Here is a 17,436-nt window from a genome sequence, read left to right as displayed (position 1 = left end):
GAGAGCCATGTCCACCCCCCAGACCCTGCAGCTGTCGCTGGGCCCGGTGCTCTTCTACTGGACCCGCGAGCGCTATGCCGACTTCTACCGCGAGGCCGCCGACTGGCCGGTGGAGATCGTCTATCTGGGCGAGTCGGTGTGCTCGCGCCGGCGCGACATGAAGCTCGACGACTGGCTGGGCATCGGCCGAGAGCTGGCCGAGAGCGGCAAGCAGGTCGTGCTTTCGAGTCAGACGCTGATCGAATCCGAAGCCGATCTGCGCGACCTTCGCAAGCTGTGTGACAACGGCGAGTTCAGCGTCGAAGCCAACGACCAGAGCGCCCTGCAGCGCCTCTCCGCCGCCCGCGTGCCCTTCGTTGCCGGGGCCGCGCTCAATCTCTACAACCCGACCACGCTGACGGTATTGGCGCGTGTCGGCATGCAGCGCTGGAACGCCCCGGTAGAGATGTCGCGCGACGACCTGGCCCGCCTGCTCGCCGACTGCCGCGCCGAGGGGCTCGACCACCCCTGCGAGGTATTCGCCTACGGCCACCTGCCGCTGGCCTGGTCCTCGCGCTGCTTCACTGCCCGGCGCTACCAGAAGCCCAAGGATCGCTGCCAATTCGTCTGCCAGAAACACCCGGAGGGCCTGGCGCTGCGCTCCCAGGAATCCCGGGAGGTGTTCACGCTGAACGGCATCCAGACCCTTTCCGGCGCCTGTCAGGATCTGCGCCATGAAGTGCCGAGCATGCAGGAGATGGGCGTCGGCGTGGCCCGCCTGAGCCCACGCGCCGAGGGCATGGCCGAGGTAGTCGCCGCCTTCGATGCCGCTCGACGTGGTGACCTGCCCGCCCCCGACCCACTCGCCCTGATCGACGCCGAGATCTGCGACGGCTACTGGCACGGCCGCCCCGGCATGGACAACACCCGGTCGGCGAGCCAGTCATGAGCGCCGTGCTACGCCTGGTCGACACCACGGCGCCGGCCATCCGCCTGCCGGTGGCGGGGCTGGCCGCCGACAGTGCCACGGCCTTTCCCGGTCGCCGGGCGGCGGTGGTGTTCCTGCAGGGCTGTCCGCTGGCCTGCCACTACTGCGACAGCGGCCCCATGGCCGAGGCGCGGCGCGCCAATCCCGGCGAGTGGGAGGCGATCCTGGCGTTTCTCGAGGCCCGGCAGGGCGAGATCGACGCCGTGGTGTTCAGCGGTGGCGAACCCACCCTGCACCCGGACCTGCCTGCCGCCGCCGCGGTGTGCCGGGAGCTTGGGCTGGCCGTGGGGCTGCACACCGCCGGCCCCTATCCCGAACGCCTGGAACGGCTGCTGCCACTGCTCGATTGGGTGGCGCTCGACACCAAGGGGCGCGGCCGCGACTTCGACCGTATCGTCGGGCGAGAGCGGGTCTGGCAGCGCCACGTGCGCAGCCTGGGGCTGCTGCTGGACGACGACACGCCCTACGAGTGCCGTACCACGGTACACTGGAAGGACTTCGACCTGGCGAGCCTGGAGCAGCTGGCGCTGACGCTGGCCGACTGCGGCGTGCGCCACTACGCCATCCAGCTGGCGCGCACCGCCCAGTGCCGCAACCCCGACTACTGCCACCCGGTCCCCGACGCCCCCACGCGGGAGAGCCTGGAGATCCTGATACGCAGGCTCAGGCCCTATTTCGAGCGCCTCGAATTGAGGGGTTAGGTGGGCAGATTCTCCGGCCCGAAGGCATCGGGCAGCAGCTCGTCCATGGTGTAGCACTTGAGCAGCCGGCCCCGGGCATCGACCACGTGGATGCGCGTCTCGGGCGTGGCGAACTCGCGGATGCGCTGGCGGCAGTCGCCGCAGGGCGTGCAGAGGTGCTCGCCGGGGCCGATCACGTAGACGTCGCGCAGCCGCCGCTCGCCGGCGCTGGCCATGGCAGCGATAGCCGAAGCCTCGGCACAGATGCTCTTGTAGTGGGCGACCTCGACGTTGGCGCCGAGGTAACGCGTGCCGGAGTCGCTCTCCACCAGCGCGCCCACCGGATGCTTCGAGTAGGGCGCGTAGGCGCGGTCGCGCACGGCGATCAGTTCCCCGACGATGGCCGTGTCGATGCTCGTCTCGTTCATGCCCGCTCTCCCCGCTGTGCGGCATCGTCGCGCAGCACGGCGTCCAGCGACACGCGCATCATCTCGTCGAAGGTGCTCTGGCGATCGGCGCTGGATAGCGACTCGCCGCGCCGGATGTGGTCGGAGACCGTGCAGATCGTCGCCGCCCGAGCGCCGTATTCGGCGGCCACGCCATACAGGCCGGCGGCCTCCATCTCCACGCCGACGATACCGTAGCGCTCGAGCAGCTCGACGGTGTCCGGGCGTGGATCGTAGAAGAGATCCGCCGAGAAGAGGTTGCCCACCTTGACCGGTACGCCCAGCGCCGCCGCGGCGTCCACGGCGTGGCGGGTCAGGGCGAAGTCGGCGATGGCGGCGAAGTCCATGCCGGCGAAGCGAGTGCGGTTGACCCCGGAATCGGTGCAGGCGCCCAGGCCGATCACCACGTCACGCAGCGCCACGTCGTCGCGCACCGCGCCGCAGGAGCCGACACGGATCAGCGTGGTCACGCCGTAGTCGGCGATCAGCTCGCGAGCATAGATGGAGACCGAGGGTATCCCCATGCCGTGCCCCATCACCGAGACCGGCCGTCCTCGGTAGGTGCCGGTGTAGCCGAGCATGTTGCGCACTGCATTGACCTCACGGACATCGTCCAGGAAGGTCTCGGCGATGTAGCGGGCGCGCAGCGGGTCGCCGGGCATCAGCACGGTATCGGCGAAATCGCCGCGCGCCGCCTCGATATGCGGCGTGGCCATCAGGGGTCTCCTTGGCTGTCGATGAGGAAGGAAGTGCCATCGGCGAACGGCGGCAGGTCGAAATGGTCGGCCAGGCTCTGACCGATGTCGGCGAAGGTCGCCCGCGCTCCCAGCGTGCCGGGCACGAGCCCCGCACCGCTCGCCAGCACCGGCACGACTTCGCGAGTGTGATCGGTGCCGTGCCAGGTGGGGTCGCAGCCGTGGTCGGCGGTGAGGATCAGCAGGTCGTCATCGCCGATCCGGGCCAGCAGTTCGGGCAGCCGGACGTCGAAGTGCTCCAGCGCGGCGGCATAGCCGGCCACGTCGCGGCGATGGCCGTGGACCATGTCGAAGTCGACGAAGTTGGTCATGATCAGCGAACGCTCGCCGGTCTCGTTCAAGGCGGTCAGAGTGGCGTCCATCAGGGCGTCGTGGCCGCTCGCCTTCACCGTGCGCGACACGCCGCAATGAGCGTAGATGTCGGCGATCTTGCCGATGGCGATCACCTCGCCGCCATCGGCGTGCAGCTTCTGCAGCAGCGTGGGCGACGGCGGCTCGACGCTGTAGTCGCGGCGATTCGACGTGCGTGCGAAGTCCGTCGCGCTGGTGCCGGTGAAGGGGCGGGCGATCACCCGGCCGATGTTGTAGGGCTCGAGCAAGCGACGCGCCGTCTCGCACACTGCGTAGAGTCGCTCGAGGCCGAATGCTTCTTCGTGGGCGGCGATCTGGAACACCGAGTCCGCCGAGGTGTAGACGATGGGTTTGCCGCTAGCGAGATGAGCCTCGCCGAGACGGGCGATGATCTCGGTGCCCGAGGCGTGGCAGTTGCCGAGCACGCCCAGCAGCTCGGCCTCGCGCGTCAGCGCCTCGAGCAGCTCGGCGGGAAAACTGCTGTCCCGTTCCGGGAAGTAGCCCCAGTCGAAACGCACCGGCACCCCGGCGATCTCCCAGTGGCCGGAGGGCGTGTCCTTGCCTGACGATATCTCCCGGGCGTGTCCCCAGGCGCCCGTGACCTCGGCCGGCGGCGTCACGCCCACTGCCCAGGCGCCGGTCGCCTCGCGGTGGGCGTGGAAGAGCCCCAGGCGGGCCAGGTTGGGCAGGTGCAGCGGCCCGCTGCGACCGCGGTCGTCGCACTCGCCGCGGGCACAGGCCGCGGCGATGTGTCCCAGGGTATCGGCACCCTCGTCACCGAAGCGCGCGGCGTCGGGTGCAGCGCCGATGCCGAAAGAGTCGAGCACCAGCAGGATGGCACGATTCATGGCACCTCCCGACGAATCACGTCCTGAATCAAGGTAGGGGCAGGCTCCGCGGCGTCGCCGACCGTTACGGCGGCACGCACTGCCCAGGCGGCCTGCTCGGCGTCCGCTCGGCTGGCGGCATGCACCACCGCCAGCGGGCGCTCGGCGTCGACCCCCTCGCCCAGGGCAGCGATCTCGGTGAGGCCCACGGCGGGGTCGATGGCTTCGCCGGGCTTGCGGCGCCCACCGCCCAGCGTCACCACGGCCAGTCCCAGAGCGCGGGTATCCAGGGCCTGAACGATGCCGCCCCGTTCCGCGGTCACGGCCAGTTGGACCGGTGCCTCGGGCAGGTGGTGGTCGGGGCTATCGAGCAGGTCGACCGGCCCGCCGAGGCCCACCACCATGCGCGCGAAACGCTCGGCGGCCGCGCCGGAGGCCAATCGCGCATCGAGCCGTGCCAGCGCAGCCTCGCGGTCCGCGGCCAGGCCACCGGCCAGCAGCAGTTCGGCCGCCAGCTCCCGGGTCACCGCGAGCAGCCGCGTATCCTGCCCTTCACCGGTGAGCAGACGGAGGGCCTCGCGCACCTCCACGGCGTTGCCGGCACAGGAAGCGAGCGGCTGGCTCATGTCGGTGACCAGCGCCGTAGTGCGCGTGCCGGCGCGGCTGGCCACGGTGGCGATCGACTCGGCCAGTTCCACCGACGCCGAGTGGGTGGGCATGAAGGCACCGCTGCCGGTCTTGACGTCCATCACCAGGGCATCGAGCCCGCAGGCGAGCTTCTTGCCGAGGATGGAGGAGACGATCAGCGGCAGCGACTCCACGGTGGCAGTGACGTCGCGCACTGCATAGAGGCGCTTGTCGGCGGGTGCCAGTTCGCCGGTCTGGCCGATGATCGCCACGCCCACCTCCTTGACCAGGCGGCGGAAGGTGGTGGTATCGGGCGTGACCGAATAGCCGGGAATCGCCTCGAGCTTGTCCAGAGTGCCGCCAGTGTGGCCCAGTCCCCTGCCGGAAACCATCGGCACGTGGCCGCCGCAAGCGGCGATCCACGGCCCCAGCACCAGCGACACCAGATCGCCCACGCCGCCGGTGGAGTGCTTGTCGAGCACCGGACCGGGCAGGTCGAGGCGCGTCCAGTCGAGCACCTCGCCGGAGTCGCGGATCGCCTCGGTGAGCGCCACCGTCTCGGCCTCGCTCATGCCGTTGAGGAAAATCGCCATGGCCAGCGCTCCGACCTGGGCATCGGACAGCGAACCGTCACTGATGCCCGCCACCAGCGACTGGATACCCGCGACATCCAGCGCCCGGCCGTCGCGCTTGGCGCGGATCAGCTCCTGGGGCAGGATCTGGGCAGCCATCAGTAGCCTCCCGCCGCCCCGCCCGGGGCCGGCATCACGCCAAGGGTTTGCAGCAGGTCGTCGAGCAACCCCGAGGCGCCGAAACGAAAGTGCGCCGGGGTGATCCACTCGCGGCCCATGATGCGCGCGGCGAGATCGAGATAGGCCTGGGCATCCTCGGCGCTGCGCACACCGCCGGCGGCCTTGAAGCCGACCTCCTTGCCACTGGCCCTGATCGTCTCGAGCAGGATCTCGGCCGCCTCCAACGTGGCGTTGACCGCCACCTTGCCGGTGGAAGTCTTGAGGAAGTCGGCACCGCCCTCGATGGCCAGCTCCGCGGCACGCCGAATCAGTGCCGGCTCGGCCAGCTCGCCGGTCTCGAGGATCACCTTGAGAGTCGCCCCACCGCACGCCTGGCGACAGCACGCCACCAGCTCGCGGCCGGTCTCCTCGTCGCCCGCCATCAGCGCGCGATAAGGGAAGACCACGTCCACCTCGTCGGCCCCGGACGCCGCGGCCGCGCGAGTCTCGCGCGCCGCCGCCATGACGTCGTCGTCACCGTGGGGAAAATTGGTCACCGTAGCGACCTTGACGGTGCCGCCCAGCTGGTGGGCAGTGAGGGCGCGCCGGGCAGTCACGACGAAGGCGGGGTAGATGCACACCGCCGCCGGCGTCCCCACCGGTGTCTTGGCACGCTGGCAGAGCGCCTCGATGGTGGCGTCGCTGTCGTCGTCGTTGAGGCTCGTCAGGTCCATCAGCGCCAGCGCTTGGCGAGCGGCCCGTTGCAGTTCGGTCATGCAGTCACCTTGTGAAATGGGTTTAGCCGAGCGCCGCAAGGGCCAGGAAGAACCCCGCAATCGACGCCGACATCAGGTTGGAAAGTGTACCGGCCAGTACCGCCTTGAGCCCGAAGCGGGCGATGTCGTGACGCCGGCTCGGAGCGATGCTGCCCAGACCGCCGAGCAGGATGGCGATCGACGACAGGTTGGCGAAACCGCACAGCGCGAACGAGAGGACCGCCATGGTGTGGGCGCTCATCGTCTCGCCGGTGGCGGCCACCACCTGCTCGCCGTCGAGGTAAGGCGCCAGATTGATGTAGGCGACGAACTCGTTGACCACCAGCTTCTGGCCGATGAAGGAGCCGGCGAGCGTCGCCTCCTCCCAGGGCACGCCGAGTAGAAAGGCCAACGGCGCGAAGAGCCAACCGAGGATCCACTCCAGGCTCAGCGCCTCGAAACCGAACCACCCGCCGATGCCCCCCAGCATGCCGTTGACCAGGGCGATCAGGCCAATGAAGGCAAGCAGCATGGCACCGACGTTGGCAGCCAGCTTGAGGCCCGAGGTGGCCCCCGTGGCAGCGGCATCGAGCACGTTGCTGGGGCGGTCTTCGTCGTGTTGCCGCTCCTCTTCGACCTTGGAGACGCTATCTTCGGGCTCGTCCGTTTCGGGCATGATCAGCTTGGCGAACAGCAAGCCCCCCGGGGCGGCCATGAAGGAAGCGGCCACCAGGTACTCCATGGGCACCCCCATGGCAGCGTAGCCGGCCAGCACCGAGCCGGCCACCGAGGCCAGCCCGCCGCACATGACCGCGAACAGTTGCGAGGAGGTCATGCGCGCGATGAAGGGGCGCACCACCAGCGGCGCCTCGGTCTGGCCGACGAAGATGTTGGCCGTCGCCGACAGCGACTCGGTACGCGAGGTGCCCAGGGCTTTCTGCAGGGCGCCGCCGAGAATGCGGATCACCCACTGCATGATGCCCAGATAGTAGAGCACGGCGATCAGCGAGGAGAAGAAGATGATCACCGGCAGTACCTTGATGGCGAACACGAAGCCCACTTCATCGGCATCGGCCAGACCGGCGAAGAGGAATTCGATGCCGTCGTTGGCATAGGCGACCACTTGGCTGACCGCCGCCGATATGGTGTAGAGCACCGTTTGGCCGAACGGAACGTAGAGCACGAAGGCACCGATGCCGGCCTGAATGGCAAAGGCGCCGACCACCGTTCTCAGACGGATCGACTTGCGGTCGTAAGAGAAGATCAAGGCGATGGCGATCAGGGTCACCATCCCGACGAGGCTCATGATGAGGGTCATGGTAGTCCCCTTTGCCTTACAGCAGGTTGAGCTTGAGGGTGTAGATCACGGCGTTCTGGTACTGTCCCGGCGCGCCCAGCTTCTCATCGGAGTAGCGATACTGCACGCCGGTGGTGATCCGATCATGGGGGTGCCACCAAAGACTCACCGCGCCGTTGGTACCCACGCTGTCGGCCTTGTCACCCACATAGTTCCGCTCCAGATAGTCGTCGTCGCGACCGAAAGTCTGCTCGTGCCAGTTGGTGACGCTGAACGCCTGACCGAAAGCACGGAAGTCGTAGCCGGCCACCCAGCCGGCCATGAAGCCGTTCATGCCGGTATAGGCGTCGCTCTGGACCCTTGCTGCCCCCAGGAAGGGCTTGAACCACAGGCCGCTCGCGAAGGTGTGACGGTAGCCCAGGCCGAGGATCTGGTCCTGTTCGCGGATATCATACCCATAGTCGCGGAAGTCGTAGAGGTGGGCATAGACCGAGAAGGACGACTCCCCGAGGTAGAGGTGGGAGGTCACCTTGCCGGCGGTACGGAAGTTGTCCTTGCCGTCGCTGGCTTCGTCGAACTGGTCGTTGCCAGGGTTTTCGAAATCGAAGAAGCCGTAGAATTCTCCCCACTCGTAGCCCAGGCCTCCCTCCAGTTCCAGATAGAGGAAGTCGCCCTTGGCGGCGTTGTCCGCGGTACGCGCCTCGGTACCGTCGGACCAGTCGAGGTAGTTGACGGAGACGTTAGCGAACGACCACTGCGGTTGCAGGGCATCGGCTTTAGCGTGCGTAGCGGCGAACAGGGCGCCGGCACAGAGAACGGCGAGGGAAGTCGTGCGTACGAAAGTCATCAGTGGCCTCGAGACGTTTGTCGTTGTTGGCGTCCCGGCGGTGCCGGGGGTGAAAGCATGACCTGCGCTAGGCAGCCTCAGTGTAAAACCTATAACATGCAATGTGATTTTTCTAACATTTATTGCCGTCATTCACCAGCTCAAAGTCCTTTGGGCGCTGCCGAACCCGCTGCGAGGCATGGCGGTGGCATTTCGGCGGTACCTGGATCAGCATGGGAGCAACACGATGTGCCACGATGAGGAGGTAGGGGGTCGATGAACGGTCGAAGCGCCAAGCGCCTGGCTCGGCTACAAGAGACCTTGTCTGGGGGTGGGACCATCCATCTCAGCGAGGCGGCCAAGCTGTGCGGCGTCTCGGAAATGACCATTCGCCGCGACGTAGCGGCCAGCAACGGTGCCATGACCTTCCTCGGTGGCCGCCTGGTGATGGCCGACAACCCTCTGTTCGCGCCGGTCTACGACCTCGACGAGCAGCAGGGCAGTCACTACCTGGCCAAGCATCGACTGTGCAAGGGGGCGGCCTCGTTCATTGCCGAGGGCGATACGCTGTTCATCGACTGCGGGACCACCCTGATGCCACTGCTCGGCATGCTGGGAGACTTTCAGTCAATCACCGTGGTGACCTACGCGCTGAACGTCGCCAATGCGGTGAGCGGGCTACCCAACGTGCGCCTGGTGCTGCTCGGCGGGCTCTACCACGACGTCTCGCAGACCTTCGCCGACGATGCGATGGGCGATGCCATTCGTCGCCTGGGCATCAACCGCGCCTTTCTGTCGGCCGCCGGCGTGCACGCCGAACGCGGGGTGAGCTGCTTCCACTTCCACGAGGTAGCGCCGAAGCAGGCCGCCATCGCCAGCGCCGCCCAGCGCCTGCTGGTAGTGGACGAGAGCAAGCTCGGTGCGATCCGCCCTGCTTACTTCGCCCGGCTCAGCGACTTCGACGTGGTGATCACCGAGAACGACGCCAAATTGGCGTCGGCGGAGGGAGAGCCCGGGCCGCGCATCGTTGCCGCCTGAGCGATGCCAGACGTGCCGAAGCCGGGCAATGCCCGGCTTCGTGGGTGGATTCTGGCCGAGCGCAGCCAGTTTTCAGCCGCACTTGGACCAGCCACAACCCGCATAGCAGGTAGGGCAGCCATCCATCATGATCAGCTCGCCGCGACACTCGGGGCAGTGGCCGACCACGGTGGGGCCATCGCTCTTGTCACCGCTCGCCTCGCTGCCGCCGATGGGGGAGACCGTACCGGTGGCCGGCGCCTCGTCCTCCTCTTCGGCCGAAGGCTGCCAGGCGTGGCCATGGGTCAGGCGGTGGGCGTAGCGGCGCACCAGTTCCTCCACCGGCACCTGGTTGCCGTCCTGGTCGAGGAAACCGCGGCGGTAGAGGATCTGCTGGATCGACCAGGCGATGGCCGCCACTTCGGAGTCGTGGAACATCGGCTTGCCCCAGCGGTTCATGCCGCAGCGCACCAGCCCCTTGTCCCAGGCCACCTTGCGCAGGTCGGCCACCGCCTGGGTCACGTAGCCGCCCCGCGCCGCCAGCGACAGGCTGCGCATGGTGGCGGTGATCCACTGGTGCTCGCTGGAGAGCTGGCCGGAGGGGAAGAAGAACTCCACCGGGCGCTCGATCACCACCCGCTTGCCGTCGAGCACGCCCTCCACGGGCATGAACGATACCAGCAGGTAGACCTTCTTGCGCCCCTCGGCACCGACGTAGGAGATCTTCTCGGAGACGGCCTCGAGGGTGCCCTCCGGGCGCGAGGGAATGCGCACCGTGAGCGGGTTCTCGTCGGCCAGCGGCGCCTCTTCCACGGCCTTCTTGACGCTGTAGGAGACGATCTTGGAGTTGATTTCGACGGCCATCAGAGGGCTCCTTGGATCTGTTGTGCTTTGACACCCGGGTGGCGACCACTCACAGCCACCACGATCGCAGTAGGACGTGGCTTACCACTTACCATAGGTGCCCTCCTTCAGCGCATCATACAGGTTGGCCGCGTTGTGCTCCTCGCCGTCGTAGATCACCTTCTCGTCGCCGGCGAGCTCGACGGTCTCGCCGTTCTCCAGCTCGAAGACGTAGGTGGTGTTCTTGAGATCGTCTTCGCGCACCAGCACGCCCTGGAAGGCCTCCGGATTGAAGCGGAAGGTGGTGCAGCCCTTGAGCTTGCTCTGGTAGGCGTCCAGGTAGAGGTTCTTGAACTGTTCGAAGGGAAACTCGGTCGGCACGTTGACCGTCTTGGAGATCGCCGAGTCGACCCAGGTCTGCGCTGCCGCCTGTACCGCCACGTGCTGTTCCGGGGTCACCGCGTCGGCGGTGATGAAATAGTCGGGCAGATCGCTCTCCACGGCGTCGGCGGCGATGAAGTGACGGTAGGCGGCCAACTCGAAGGAGACCACTTCCACCTGATCCTTGGTCTTCTTGCCCGACTGGATGACGTTGCGGAAGTAGCGGTGCGAGAACGACGGCTCGATGCCGTTCGACGCGTTGTTGCCCAGCGACAGCGAGATGGTGCCGGTCGGCGCGATGGAGCTGTGGTGAGTGAAGCGTGCGCCGTGCTCGGCGAGTGCGGCGACCAGCTCCGGCTCCACCTCGGCGACCTTCTGCATGTAGCGGCTGTAGCGCGCATGCAGAATGCGGCCGGGCACCTTGTCGCCCACCTCGTAGCCGTCCTTCTTGAGCTCGGGCCGTTCGCGCAGCATCTTGGGCGTGATCGCGAAGTCCTCGGCGAGGACCGGGGCCATGCCCTTCTCGCGGGAGAGTTCGAGCGCCTGTTTCCAGCCTTCGATGGCCAGGTTGCGGCTCACCTCCTCGGTGAACGCCAGCGACTCGGCCGAGCCGTAGGGGATCTTGAGCATGGTCAGGGTGGAGCCCAGGCCGAGAAAGCCCATGCCGTGACGACGCTTGGCCTCGATCTCGCGGCGCTGGCCCTCGAGCGGCAGACCGCTGATCTCCACCACGTTGTCGAGCATGCGGGTGAAGATCGCCACCACCTTGCGGTAGCGCTCCCAGTCGAAGCGCGGCTTCTTGCCGAAGGGGTCGATGACGAAGCGGGTCAGGTTCACCGAGCCCAGCAGGCAGGCACCCTCCGGCGGCAGCGGCTGCTCGCCGCACGGGTTGGTGGCACGGATCTCCTCGCAGAACCAGTTGTTGTTCATGCGATTGACCTGATCGATCAGGATGAAGCCCGGCTCGGCGTAGTCGTAGGTGGAACGCATGATGGTGTCCCACAGCTCGCGCGCCTTGATCACCTCGACGATGCGGCAGGCCACGCGGCCCTCGTCGTCGACGGTGTAGCCCTCCTCGATCACCGGCCAGTCGCGATAGATGAGCTCGGAGGGTTCGACGTCGTCCTTCTCGCCGGCATGCAGCGGAAAGGCCAGCGGCCAGTCGGCGTCGGTCTTCACCGCTTCCATGAACTCGTCGGTGATCAGCAGCGAGAGGTTGAACTGGCGCAGGCGCCCCGCTTCGCGCTTGGCCTCGATGAACTGGCGCACGTCGGGATGACCGACGTCGAAGGTGCCCATCTGGGCGCCGCGACGCCCCCCGGCGGAGGCCACCGTGAAGCACATCTTGTCGTAGATGTCCATGAACGCCAGGGGGCCGTTGGTACCGGCGCCGGCACCGAACACGAAAGCACCCTTGTGGCGCAGGGTGGAGAACTCGTAGCCGATGCCGCAGCCCGCCTTGAGGGTCATGCCGGCATCCACCACGGAGTCGAGGATGTCGTGCATGGAGTCGTGGATGGTGCGCGACACCGTGCAGTTGATCAGGCTCACCGCCGGTTTGTAGGCCTCGGCGCCGGCATTGGACATGATGCGCCCGGCCGGGATGGCGCCGTTTTCCAGCGCCCAGCGGAACTTGGGCAGCCATTCGTCGGCCTTGTCGCCTTCCACCGCTGCCAGGGCGCGTGCCACGCGATCCCAGGTCGCCGTCACGTCCTTGTCCACCGGCCGCCCGTGACGGTCCTTGAGACGATACTTGGAGTCCCAGATATCGCGCGAGGGTACCTGCAGCGGCACCGCATTGGATGTCTTGACGGCCTTGGTGGAAGTGCTCATGTCGGGAAGTCTCCGCAAGCTCGAAAGTCGGTTCAGTCGTCGCGCCGCGCCAGGCGCTCGAGGCGCACCAGCCACTCACCCAGCCGGCCCTGGGCCAGGCCCTCTTCGCGGCTGTCCAGCAGGTTCTTGACCATCAGCCCCAGCTCGGTGTCGCCCTCGATCAGCAGCCGGCGCTGGAAGAACAGCGCGTCGGGATCCTCGCGGCGCGTAGCCAAGCACAGGAACTCCCGCCAGCCGCCGCGGATGGTGGCCTCGCCAGCTTCGCCGCACAGCACCAAGCGACCGTTGACCAGCGAAAGGGTCAGCACCACGCCCAGATCCTCGACGGCGAGGGTGATGCGCCGTCCTTCCAGGGCGTCGAACTCGCCTTCGTCCAGAGGCTCGGCGAAGGTACGGTTGAGCACCGGCTCGATCACTCGGCGTTTGACCGGCAGGGGCACCCGCGGGTCGATGGCACGAATCAAACGGGTCGGGGCGGGGGGGCGTGGCAGCGACAGCGGCAGCATGAGCACTCTCCTTGGTCGGCGTCTCATCGTTGGACCATGAACCGTCGGCCCTTCTTCACGCGGGCCGGCGAACCGTTCATCCTAGGCGCCCTGGCCACGCTGCGCACTGATATGCGTCAAGCCCTCTCCATTGCCCCCGACCGGGGCCTGCACACCATATATAGTCCATATCTCAGGTTCAAGCACCATATCTGGTTAACTTTTTGTATCTGCGCTTGCCTTTTGCCGCCACTCTCGATCCACGCGACGGTCCACCGCACGGCGGCGGCGGCCATGCATGGCAGCGCAGGGGCGCGAGCGGCTACTTGAGCCCCAGCCGATGCGCCAGCTTGTGCAGGTTGCTAGCATCCACCCCCAGCGTGCGGGCGGCCTGTGCCCAACTCCCGTCGCTCGCCGCCAGGGCCTGGCGAATGGCACGACGCTGCGTCTGCTCCACCTGATCGCGCAGCGGCCGCGCAGTCTGGATCGGATCCAAGGACGCCCCCGCATCGCCCACCGCGCCAATGCTCCGGGCAACCGGCAAATCCAGCTGGTCCGGCTCGAGGGTCACGATGTCGTCGCGACGCGCACCTCGCCCCAGCGCCTTGATGGCGGCGCGGCTGATCACGTGCTCCAACTCGCGGACGTTGCCCGGCCAGGCGTAGGCGGTGAGTGCCGCTTCGGCCTCCGGCGAGAGGCGCAGGCTGCGCACGCCGAGACGTGCCCGGTTGATCTCCAGGAAATGACCGGCCAGCACCAGGACATCGCTGCCCCGCTCGCGCAAGGGAGGAATCGCCACCGGGTAGACGGAGAGACGGTGATAGAGGTCGGCACGAAAACTGCCTTCACGCACGGAGTCGGCCAGGCGGCGATTGGTGGCGGCGATGATGCGCACGTCGACCTGGCGCGGGGTGTCCTCGCCCAGGCGCTGCACCTCGCCGTTCTGCAGCGCGCGCAGCAGCTTGGCCTGAATGCTCGGCGGCAGCTCGCCCACTTCGTCGAGGAACAGGGTGCCGCCGTCGGCGGCTTCGAAGCGCCCGGGGCGCTCTGCGGTCGCCCCGGAAAAGGCCCCCTTCACATGCCCGAACAGCTCGCTTTCGGCCAGCGACTCGGGCAGGGCGGCGCAGTTGACCTGCACCAGAGGCCGGTCGCGACGTGCCGAGCGCTGGTAGAGACGGCGCGCGAACAGCTCCTTGCCCACCCCGGTCTCGCCGGAGAGCAGCACCGGCAGATCGGATTCCGCCACCACGTCGAGCTCGCGCAGCAGCCGCTGCAGCACGGCGCTGTGGCCGAGGATCTCACCGCCGTCGCCAGGCTCGACCCGGGTCACTTCGCCATGGTGCGCCATGCGCAGCGCACGCAAATCCCGCTCCAGACGGGTCACCCGCACCGCCGCCTCGATCAGCAGCGCGTAGCGTTCGAGAGCGGCATGTGCGGTTTCGTCGAAGGTGCCGGCAACCAGGGCATCGAGGGTCAACACCCCCCATGGCTCGCCCTCCACGTACAGGCTGATGCCCATGCAGTCGTGCACGTGCAGGGGTTCGCCGGGATGCTGCTCGACCAGACCGTCGTAGGGGTCGGGCAGACTCGAGTCAGGCGGAAAGATGGTGGTGCGACGACTGGCCAGGATGGTGGCCAGGCGCGGATGCCGCGCCACCTCGAAGCGTCGCCCCAGCGCCTCGCGCACCAACCCATCCAGGGCGACCGGAGCCAGTGCGCCATCCTGCAGGCGTAGCAGGCACACGGCTCCGCAGTGGAAGCCTTCGCGCAGGGTCCGCACCAGCCGCTGGAGGCGCACGGCGCTGGGCAGATCGGCGGTGAGATCGGCCAACAGGGTATCGTCGAGCATGAGGCGGTGGCTCAGGGGGCCGGCGAGTCGCCGGCCGCAATGGTTTGAACGCTCACACCGTACGCGAGAAGCGACCCTCGGCGGGCTTGAGGTAGGCGTCGAAGGCCATGGCCAGATTGCGCATCATCAGCCGTCCGGCAGGCAGCACCTCGAGCGCGTCTTCGCGGATGGCGATCAGGCCGTCGTCGGCCATCTCGGTCAACTGCTCGAGAGCATCGGCGAAGGTGTCGCGAAAGTCGATGTCATGGCGCCCCTCGATATCGGCGAAGTCGACCCGTCCATGGCACATCAAGGCGTTGATCACGTCGCGACGCAGGCGGTCGTCGTCGTTGAGCCGGTAGCCGCGCATCACCGGCAGCCGGCCACTCTCCAGGCGGTGCTGGTACTGGGCGGTTTCCTTGACGTTCTGGCTGTAGGTGTCGCCGACCTTGCCGATGGCGGTGATCCCGAGGCCCACGATGTCGCAGTCGGCATGGGTGGAATAGCCCTGAAAGTTGCGCTGCAGGGTGCCGTTCTCGCGGGCCAGGCTGAGTTCGTCGCCCGGCAGTGCGAAGTGGTCCATGCCGATGTAGACGTAGCCGGCCTCGGTGAGACGCCGAATGGTCAGTTCCAGCAGCTCCAGCTTGCGCTCGGGAGGCGGCATGTCCTCGGGGCGAATCAGCCGTTGCGCCTTGAACAGCTCCGGCAGGTGAGCATAGCTGTAGGTGGCGATCCGGTCCGGGCGCAGGGCGATGATCTTGTCGAGGGTCGCATCGAAGCTCGCCACCGTCTGCAGGGGCAGGCCGTAGATGAGATCGACGCTCACCGACTGGAAGCCGGCCTCGCGGGCCGCTTCGACCAGCTCGACCACCTGCGCCTCGCTCTGCTCGCGGTTCACCGCTTTCTGCACTTCGGGGTCGAAGTCTTGAACGCCGAAGCTCAGGCGGTTGAAACCCAAGGCATGAAGCTCGTGAATCTGGATGGGCGACACCGTGCGCGGGTCCACTTCGAGGGAGAACTCGCGCGCCGCGGGCTCGGCGAAGTGGAAGGCCGCATCGAGCGCTGCCATCAGCTCGCCGAGCTGCGCGTTGGTCAGGTAGGTGGGCGTGCCGCCGCCCAGGTGCAGCTGGGTCATGCGCCGCGTGTCGTCGAACAGCGCTCCCTGAACCTCGATCTCGCGCTCGAGCCAGGCCAGGTACTCGGCAGCACGGTCGGTATTATGGGTGATGATTTTGTTGCAGGCGCAGTAGTAGCACAGGCTCTTGCAGAAGGGGATGTGCACGTAAACCGACAGCGGCTTGGGCGAGGCGACCCGGTTGCTGCGCTCGGCGGCGGCCCGATAGTCGTCCTCGGCGAAGGCCGTGTGAAACTGCGGTGCCGTGGGGTAAGACGTGTAGCGCGGCCCCGGCCGGTCGTACTTCTCTACCAGGGGGCGATTGAACAGCAGCTCGTCTTGCATGGTCGAAAACAACCTCTTGAAAGGGTGGGCATGGACTGGCCATGGCCGCATGCCACCAGTATGCCATTGGCGATACGCATCGTCTCGGCCAGGCGCGTCTCTCTTGCTCGGGGTCAATTCGCGGAGGGGCGCGGTGTCGGCAGCCGGCCGATCCAGTACCACAGCCGGCCGGCCACCAGCAGCCAGGCAAGACTCCACGCCAGCGCCGCACCCCACAGCACGCCCAGCCAGGCGCTGCCGGTTTCCAGCGCCCACAGGCGCAGGATCGCCGCCGTGGCGAACAGCACCACCAGCGGCATCAGGGCCCACTCGCGCTCCGGCCGTGCCTTGGTACGCAGGATCGCCTGGCGCAGCATCACCGTACTGGCCAGCGTGCCCAGGGCACCGATGGTGAAGGCATGCAGTGGCGCGCTGTCGTGAGCCGGCAGCCACCAGGTACGCGCCATCAGCACCAGCCCCACACCCAGCCAGGCGTAGCCGGCCATCAGCGCCAGCAGATCCGGGCGCTGACGGCACTGGCCCGGCCCCCAGCGGTAGAGCCGCAGCAGTACCAGCCCTCCGGCGGCCAGCGCCAGCACGGCCGCCAGCGGCTGCAACCGTGGCCACAGCATCAGGAAGGGCGCGACGCCCAGCAGCACGATCAACCCCGCCTCGATGCGCGGCTGCACGCCGGCCCCGGACTGACCGAATTGACGCATCAGGTAGCCATTCACTGCCGGTGCGATGATGCGCCCGCCCATGAAGGTCATCAGCAGCACCAGCCACAGTACGCTCTGGTGCATCAACGGCGCCGTGGTGGGCATGTCGCCCAGGTAACGCCAGGTGAGGGTCACCACGCCGAGCAGGCAGATCAGCCCCAGCAGCGGCGAGAGAATGCGGTTGCGCCACTTCTTGGCGGCCATGAAGCGCGGAACCAACAGGCCGGCGACCCACAGCGCAAAGAGACCATCGGCCAGCGTGGCGACATACATCAGCGGCCAGGCCAGCACCCCCAGGCGCCCCACCGCCCACAAGGCGACCAACCCCGCCAGCCGACGCCGTGGCAGCGGGCCCAGCAGATAGCCGGCGATCACCGCCAGGGCGAATCCGAACACCAGCTCGCGGGCGTGCGCTGCCGGCGAGGCGAGCTGCGGCAGTACCTCCAACTGGTGATAGAGCGACAGCAGCGAGAGCGGCACCATGAGGGCTGCATGCAGCGCTGCCAGCGGGAAGAACCATCGCCAGGCCGGTAATCGTCGTTCTGGTGCGGAACCAGGTTTTGCATTGTCCTCAAACATGCATATAAAATACTATTTACACATCCCGCTGCCAATCGAAATGAGGAAGAG

The 17,436-nt window shown here is 67.4% G+C and carries 16 protein-coding genes; 3 read left to right on the top strand and 13 right to left on the bottom strand.

The annotated features are described in order from the left end of the window. Positions 1–7 precede the first annotated feature (7 nt). A complete protein-coding gene (locus tag BLP96_RS03035; RefSeq protein ID WP_089682953.1) occupies positions 8–928 on the top strand; it encodes a U32 family peptidase in 921 nt (306 codons plus the stop codon). Continuing rightward, positions 925–1,668, top strand: a complete 744-nt coding sequence (locus BLP96_RS03030; RefSeq protein WP_089682950.1) for an anaerobic ribonucleoside-triphosphate reductase activating protein — start codon at positions 925–927, stop codon at positions 1,666–1,668. Before BLP96_RS03035 ends, BLP96_RS03030 begins: the two co-directional genes overlap by 4 nt. Here the strand turns inward: BLP96_RS03030 and cdd are convergent. The 7 genes from cdd to BLP96_RS02995 are packed head-to-tail and all read right to left on the bottom strand — an operon-like array spanning position 1,665 to position 8,283. Beyond that, positions 1,665–2,075: a cytidine deaminase gene (gene cdd, locus BLP96_RS03025; RefSeq protein ID WP_089682948.1), complete on the bottom strand. Its 411-nt coding sequence runs from the start codon at positions 2,073–2,075 to the stop codon at positions 1,665–1,667. The genes BLP96_RS03030 and cdd overlap by 4 nt on opposite strands. Further along, the gene (gene deoD / locus BLP96_RS03020; protein ID WP_089682947.1) at positions 2,072–2,809 is read right to left on the bottom strand and encodes a purine-nucleoside phosphorylase; all 738 of its coding nucleotides are present in this window, start codon (positions 2,807–2,809) and stop codon (positions 2,072–2,074) included. The genes cdd and deoD overlap by 4 nt, the downstream gene beginning before the upstream one ends. Beyond that, positions 2,809–4,047, bottom strand: coding sequence for a phosphopentomutase (locus BLP96_RS03015; RefSeq protein WP_089682945.1), 1,239 nt, complete (start codon positions 4,045–4,047; stop codon positions 2,809–2,811). Before BLP96_RS03015 ends, deoD begins: the two co-directional genes overlap by 1 nt. After that, a complete protein-coding gene (gene deoA / locus BLP96_RS03010; protein ID WP_089682944.1) occupies positions 4,044–5,384 on the bottom strand; it encodes a thymidine phosphorylase in 1,341 nt (446 codons plus the stop codon). The genes BLP96_RS03015 and deoA overlap by 4 nt, the downstream gene beginning before the upstream one ends. Then, positions 5,384–6,160 (bottom strand): deoxyribose-phosphate aldolase, encoded by a 777-nt coding sequence (gene deoC, locus BLP96_RS03005; RefSeq protein ID WP_089682943.1) that lies wholly within the window; start codon positions 6,158–6,160, stop codon positions 5,384–5,386. Before deoC ends, deoA begins: the two co-directional genes overlap by 1 nt. A 22-nt stretch (positions 6,161–6,182) precedes the next feature. Beyond that, complete coding sequence (locus BLP96_RS03000) at positions 6,183–7,457, bottom strand: NupC/NupG family nucleoside CNT transporter (RefSeq protein ID WP_089682942.1); 1,275 nt, start codon at positions 7,455–7,457, stop codon at positions 6,183–6,185. A gap of 16 nt (positions 7,458–7,473) precedes the next feature. Further along, positions 7,474–8,283 carry an outer membrane protein OmpK gene (locus BLP96_RS02995; protein ID WP_089682940.1) on the bottom strand — a complete coding sequence of 270 codons (810 nt, stop codon included), beginning with the start codon at positions 8,281–8,283 and terminating at the stop codon, positions 7,474–7,476. A 255-nt stretch (positions 8,284–8,538) separates the two neighbouring features. Between BLP96_RS02995 and BLP96_RS02990 the strand changes: the two genes are divergently transcribed. After that, the gene (locus BLP96_RS02990) at positions 8,539–9,300 is read left to right on the top strand and encodes a DeoR/GlpR family DNA-binding transcription regulator (RefSeq protein ID WP_089682939.1); all 762 of its coding nucleotides are present in this window, start codon (positions 8,539–8,541) and stop codon (positions 9,298–9,300) included. A gap of 72 nt (positions 9,301–9,372) precedes the next feature. Here BLP96_RS02990 and BLP96_RS02985 read toward each other — a convergent pair whose 3' ends face one another. The 6 genes from BLP96_RS02985 to BLP96_RS02960 all read right to left on the bottom strand — a co-directional run bounded on the left by BLP96_RS02985 (position 9,373) and on the right by BLP96_RS02960 (position 17,385). Beyond that, positions 9,373–10,143, bottom strand: a complete 771-nt coding sequence (locus tag BLP96_RS02985; protein WP_089682937.1) for a ribonucleoside-diphosphate reductase — start codon at positions 10,141–10,143, stop codon at positions 9,373–9,375. A gap of 81 nt (positions 10,144–10,224) precedes the next feature. Beyond that, positions 10,225–12,336 carry an adenosylcobalamin-dependent ribonucleoside-diphosphate reductase gene (locus BLP96_RS02980; RefSeq protein WP_089682935.1) on the bottom strand — a complete coding sequence of 704 codons (2,112 nt, stop codon included), beginning with the start codon at positions 12,334–12,336 and terminating at the stop codon, positions 10,225–10,227. 32 nt (positions 12,337–12,368) lie between these two features. Further along, complete coding sequence (gene ubiT / locus BLP96_RS02975) at positions 12,369–12,842, bottom strand: ubiquinone anaerobic biosynthesis accessory factor UbiT (RefSeq protein ID WP_089682933.1); 474 nt, start codon at positions 12,840–12,842, stop codon at positions 12,369–12,371. A 301-nt stretch (positions 12,843–13,143) separates the two neighbouring features. Beyond that, positions 13,144–14,670: a nitric oxide reductase transcriptional regulator NorR gene (gene norR, locus BLP96_RS02970; protein ID WP_089682930.1), complete on the bottom strand. Its 1,527-nt coding sequence runs from the start codon at positions 14,668–14,670 to the stop codon at positions 13,144–13,146. A 52-nt stretch (positions 14,671–14,722) separates the two neighbouring features. After that, complete coding sequence (gene hemN / locus BLP96_RS02965; protein WP_089682928.1) at positions 14,723–16,108, bottom strand: oxygen-independent coproporphyrinogen III oxidase; 1,386 nt, start codon at positions 16,106–16,108, stop codon at positions 14,723–14,725. Between the two features lie 113 nt (positions 16,109–16,221). Then, positions 16,222–17,385 carry an NnrS family protein gene (locus tag BLP96_RS02960; RefSeq protein ID WP_089682926.1) on the bottom strand — a complete coding sequence of 388 codons (1,164 nt, stop codon included), beginning with the start codon at positions 17,383–17,385 and terminating at the stop codon, positions 16,222–16,224. Positions 17,386–17,436 lie beyond the last annotated feature (51 nt).

It is taken from the genome of Billgrantia gudaonensis (assembly GCF_900100195.1).
Taxonomy (GTDB): domain Bacteria; phylum Pseudomonadota; class Gammaproteobacteria; order Pseudomonadales; family Halomonadaceae; genus Halomonas; species Halomonas gudaonensis.
The sequence above is the reverse complement of the archived record's forward strand: the minus strand, read 5'-3'. Positions and strand labels throughout refer to the sequence as shown.

Bases quoted from the DNA above. Each gene is read 5' to 3' on its own strand.
- BLP96_RS03030 (WP_089682950.1), top strand. From the start codon at position 925: ATGAGCGCCGTGCTACGCCTGGTCGACACCACGGCGCCGGCCATCCGC.
- deoA (WP_089682944.1), bottom strand. From the start codon at position 5,384: ATGGCTGCCCAGATCCTGCCCCAGGAGCTGATCCGCGCCAAGCGCGAC.
- BLP96_RS03035 (WP_089682953.1), top strand. From the start codon at position 8: ATGTCCACCCCCCAGACCCTGCAGCTGTCGCTGGGCCCGGTGCTCTTC.
- deoC (WP_089682943.1), bottom strand. From the start codon at position 6,160: ATGACCGAACTGCAACGGGCCGCTCGCCAAGCGCTGGCGCTGATGGAC.
- BLP96_RS02990 (WP_089682939.1), top strand. From the start codon at position 8,539: ATGAACGGTCGAAGCGCCAAGCGCCTGGCTCGGCTACAAGAGACCTTG.
- BLP96_RS02980 (WP_089682935.1), bottom strand. From the start codon at position 12,336: ATGAGCACTTCCACCAAGGCCGTCAAGACATCCAATGCGGTGCCGCTG.
- cdd (WP_089682948.1), bottom strand. From the start codon at position 2,075: ATGAACGAGACGAGCATCGACACGGCCATCGTCGGGGAACTGATCGCC.
- ubiT (WP_089682933.1), bottom strand. From the start codon at position 12,842: ATGCTGCCGCTGTCGCTGCCACGCCCCCCCGCCCCGACCCGTTTGATT.
- deoD (WP_089682947.1), bottom strand. From the start codon at position 2,809: ATGGCCACGCCGCATATCGAGGCGGCGCGCGGCGATTTCGCCGATACC.
- BLP96_RS02985 (WP_089682937.1), bottom strand. From the start codon at position 10,143: ATGGCCGTCGAAATCAACTCCAAGATCGTCTCCTACAGCGTCAAGAAG.
- BLP96_RS02995 (WP_089682940.1), bottom strand. From the start codon at position 8,283: ATGACTTTCGTACGCACGACTTCCCTCGCCGTTCTCTGTGCCGGCGCC.
- BLP96_RS03000 (WP_089682942.1), bottom strand. From the start codon at position 7,457: ATGACCCTCATCATGAGCCTCGTCGGGATGGTGACCCTGATCGCCATC.
- BLP96_RS03015 (WP_089682945.1), bottom strand. From the start codon at position 4,047: ATGAATCGTGCCATCCTGCTGGTGCTCGACTCTTTCGGCATCGGCGCT.
- hemN (WP_089682928.1), bottom strand. From the start codon at position 16,108: ATGCAAGACGAGCTGCTGTTCAATCGCCCCCTGGTAGAGAAGTACGAC.
- norR (WP_089682930.1), bottom strand. From the start codon at position 14,670: ATGCTCGACGATACCCTGTTGGCCGATCTCACCGCCGATCTGCCCAGC.
- BLP96_RS02960 (WP_089682926.1), bottom strand. From the start codon at position 17,385: ATGTTTGAGGACAATGCAAAACCTGGTTCCGCACCAGAACGACGATTA.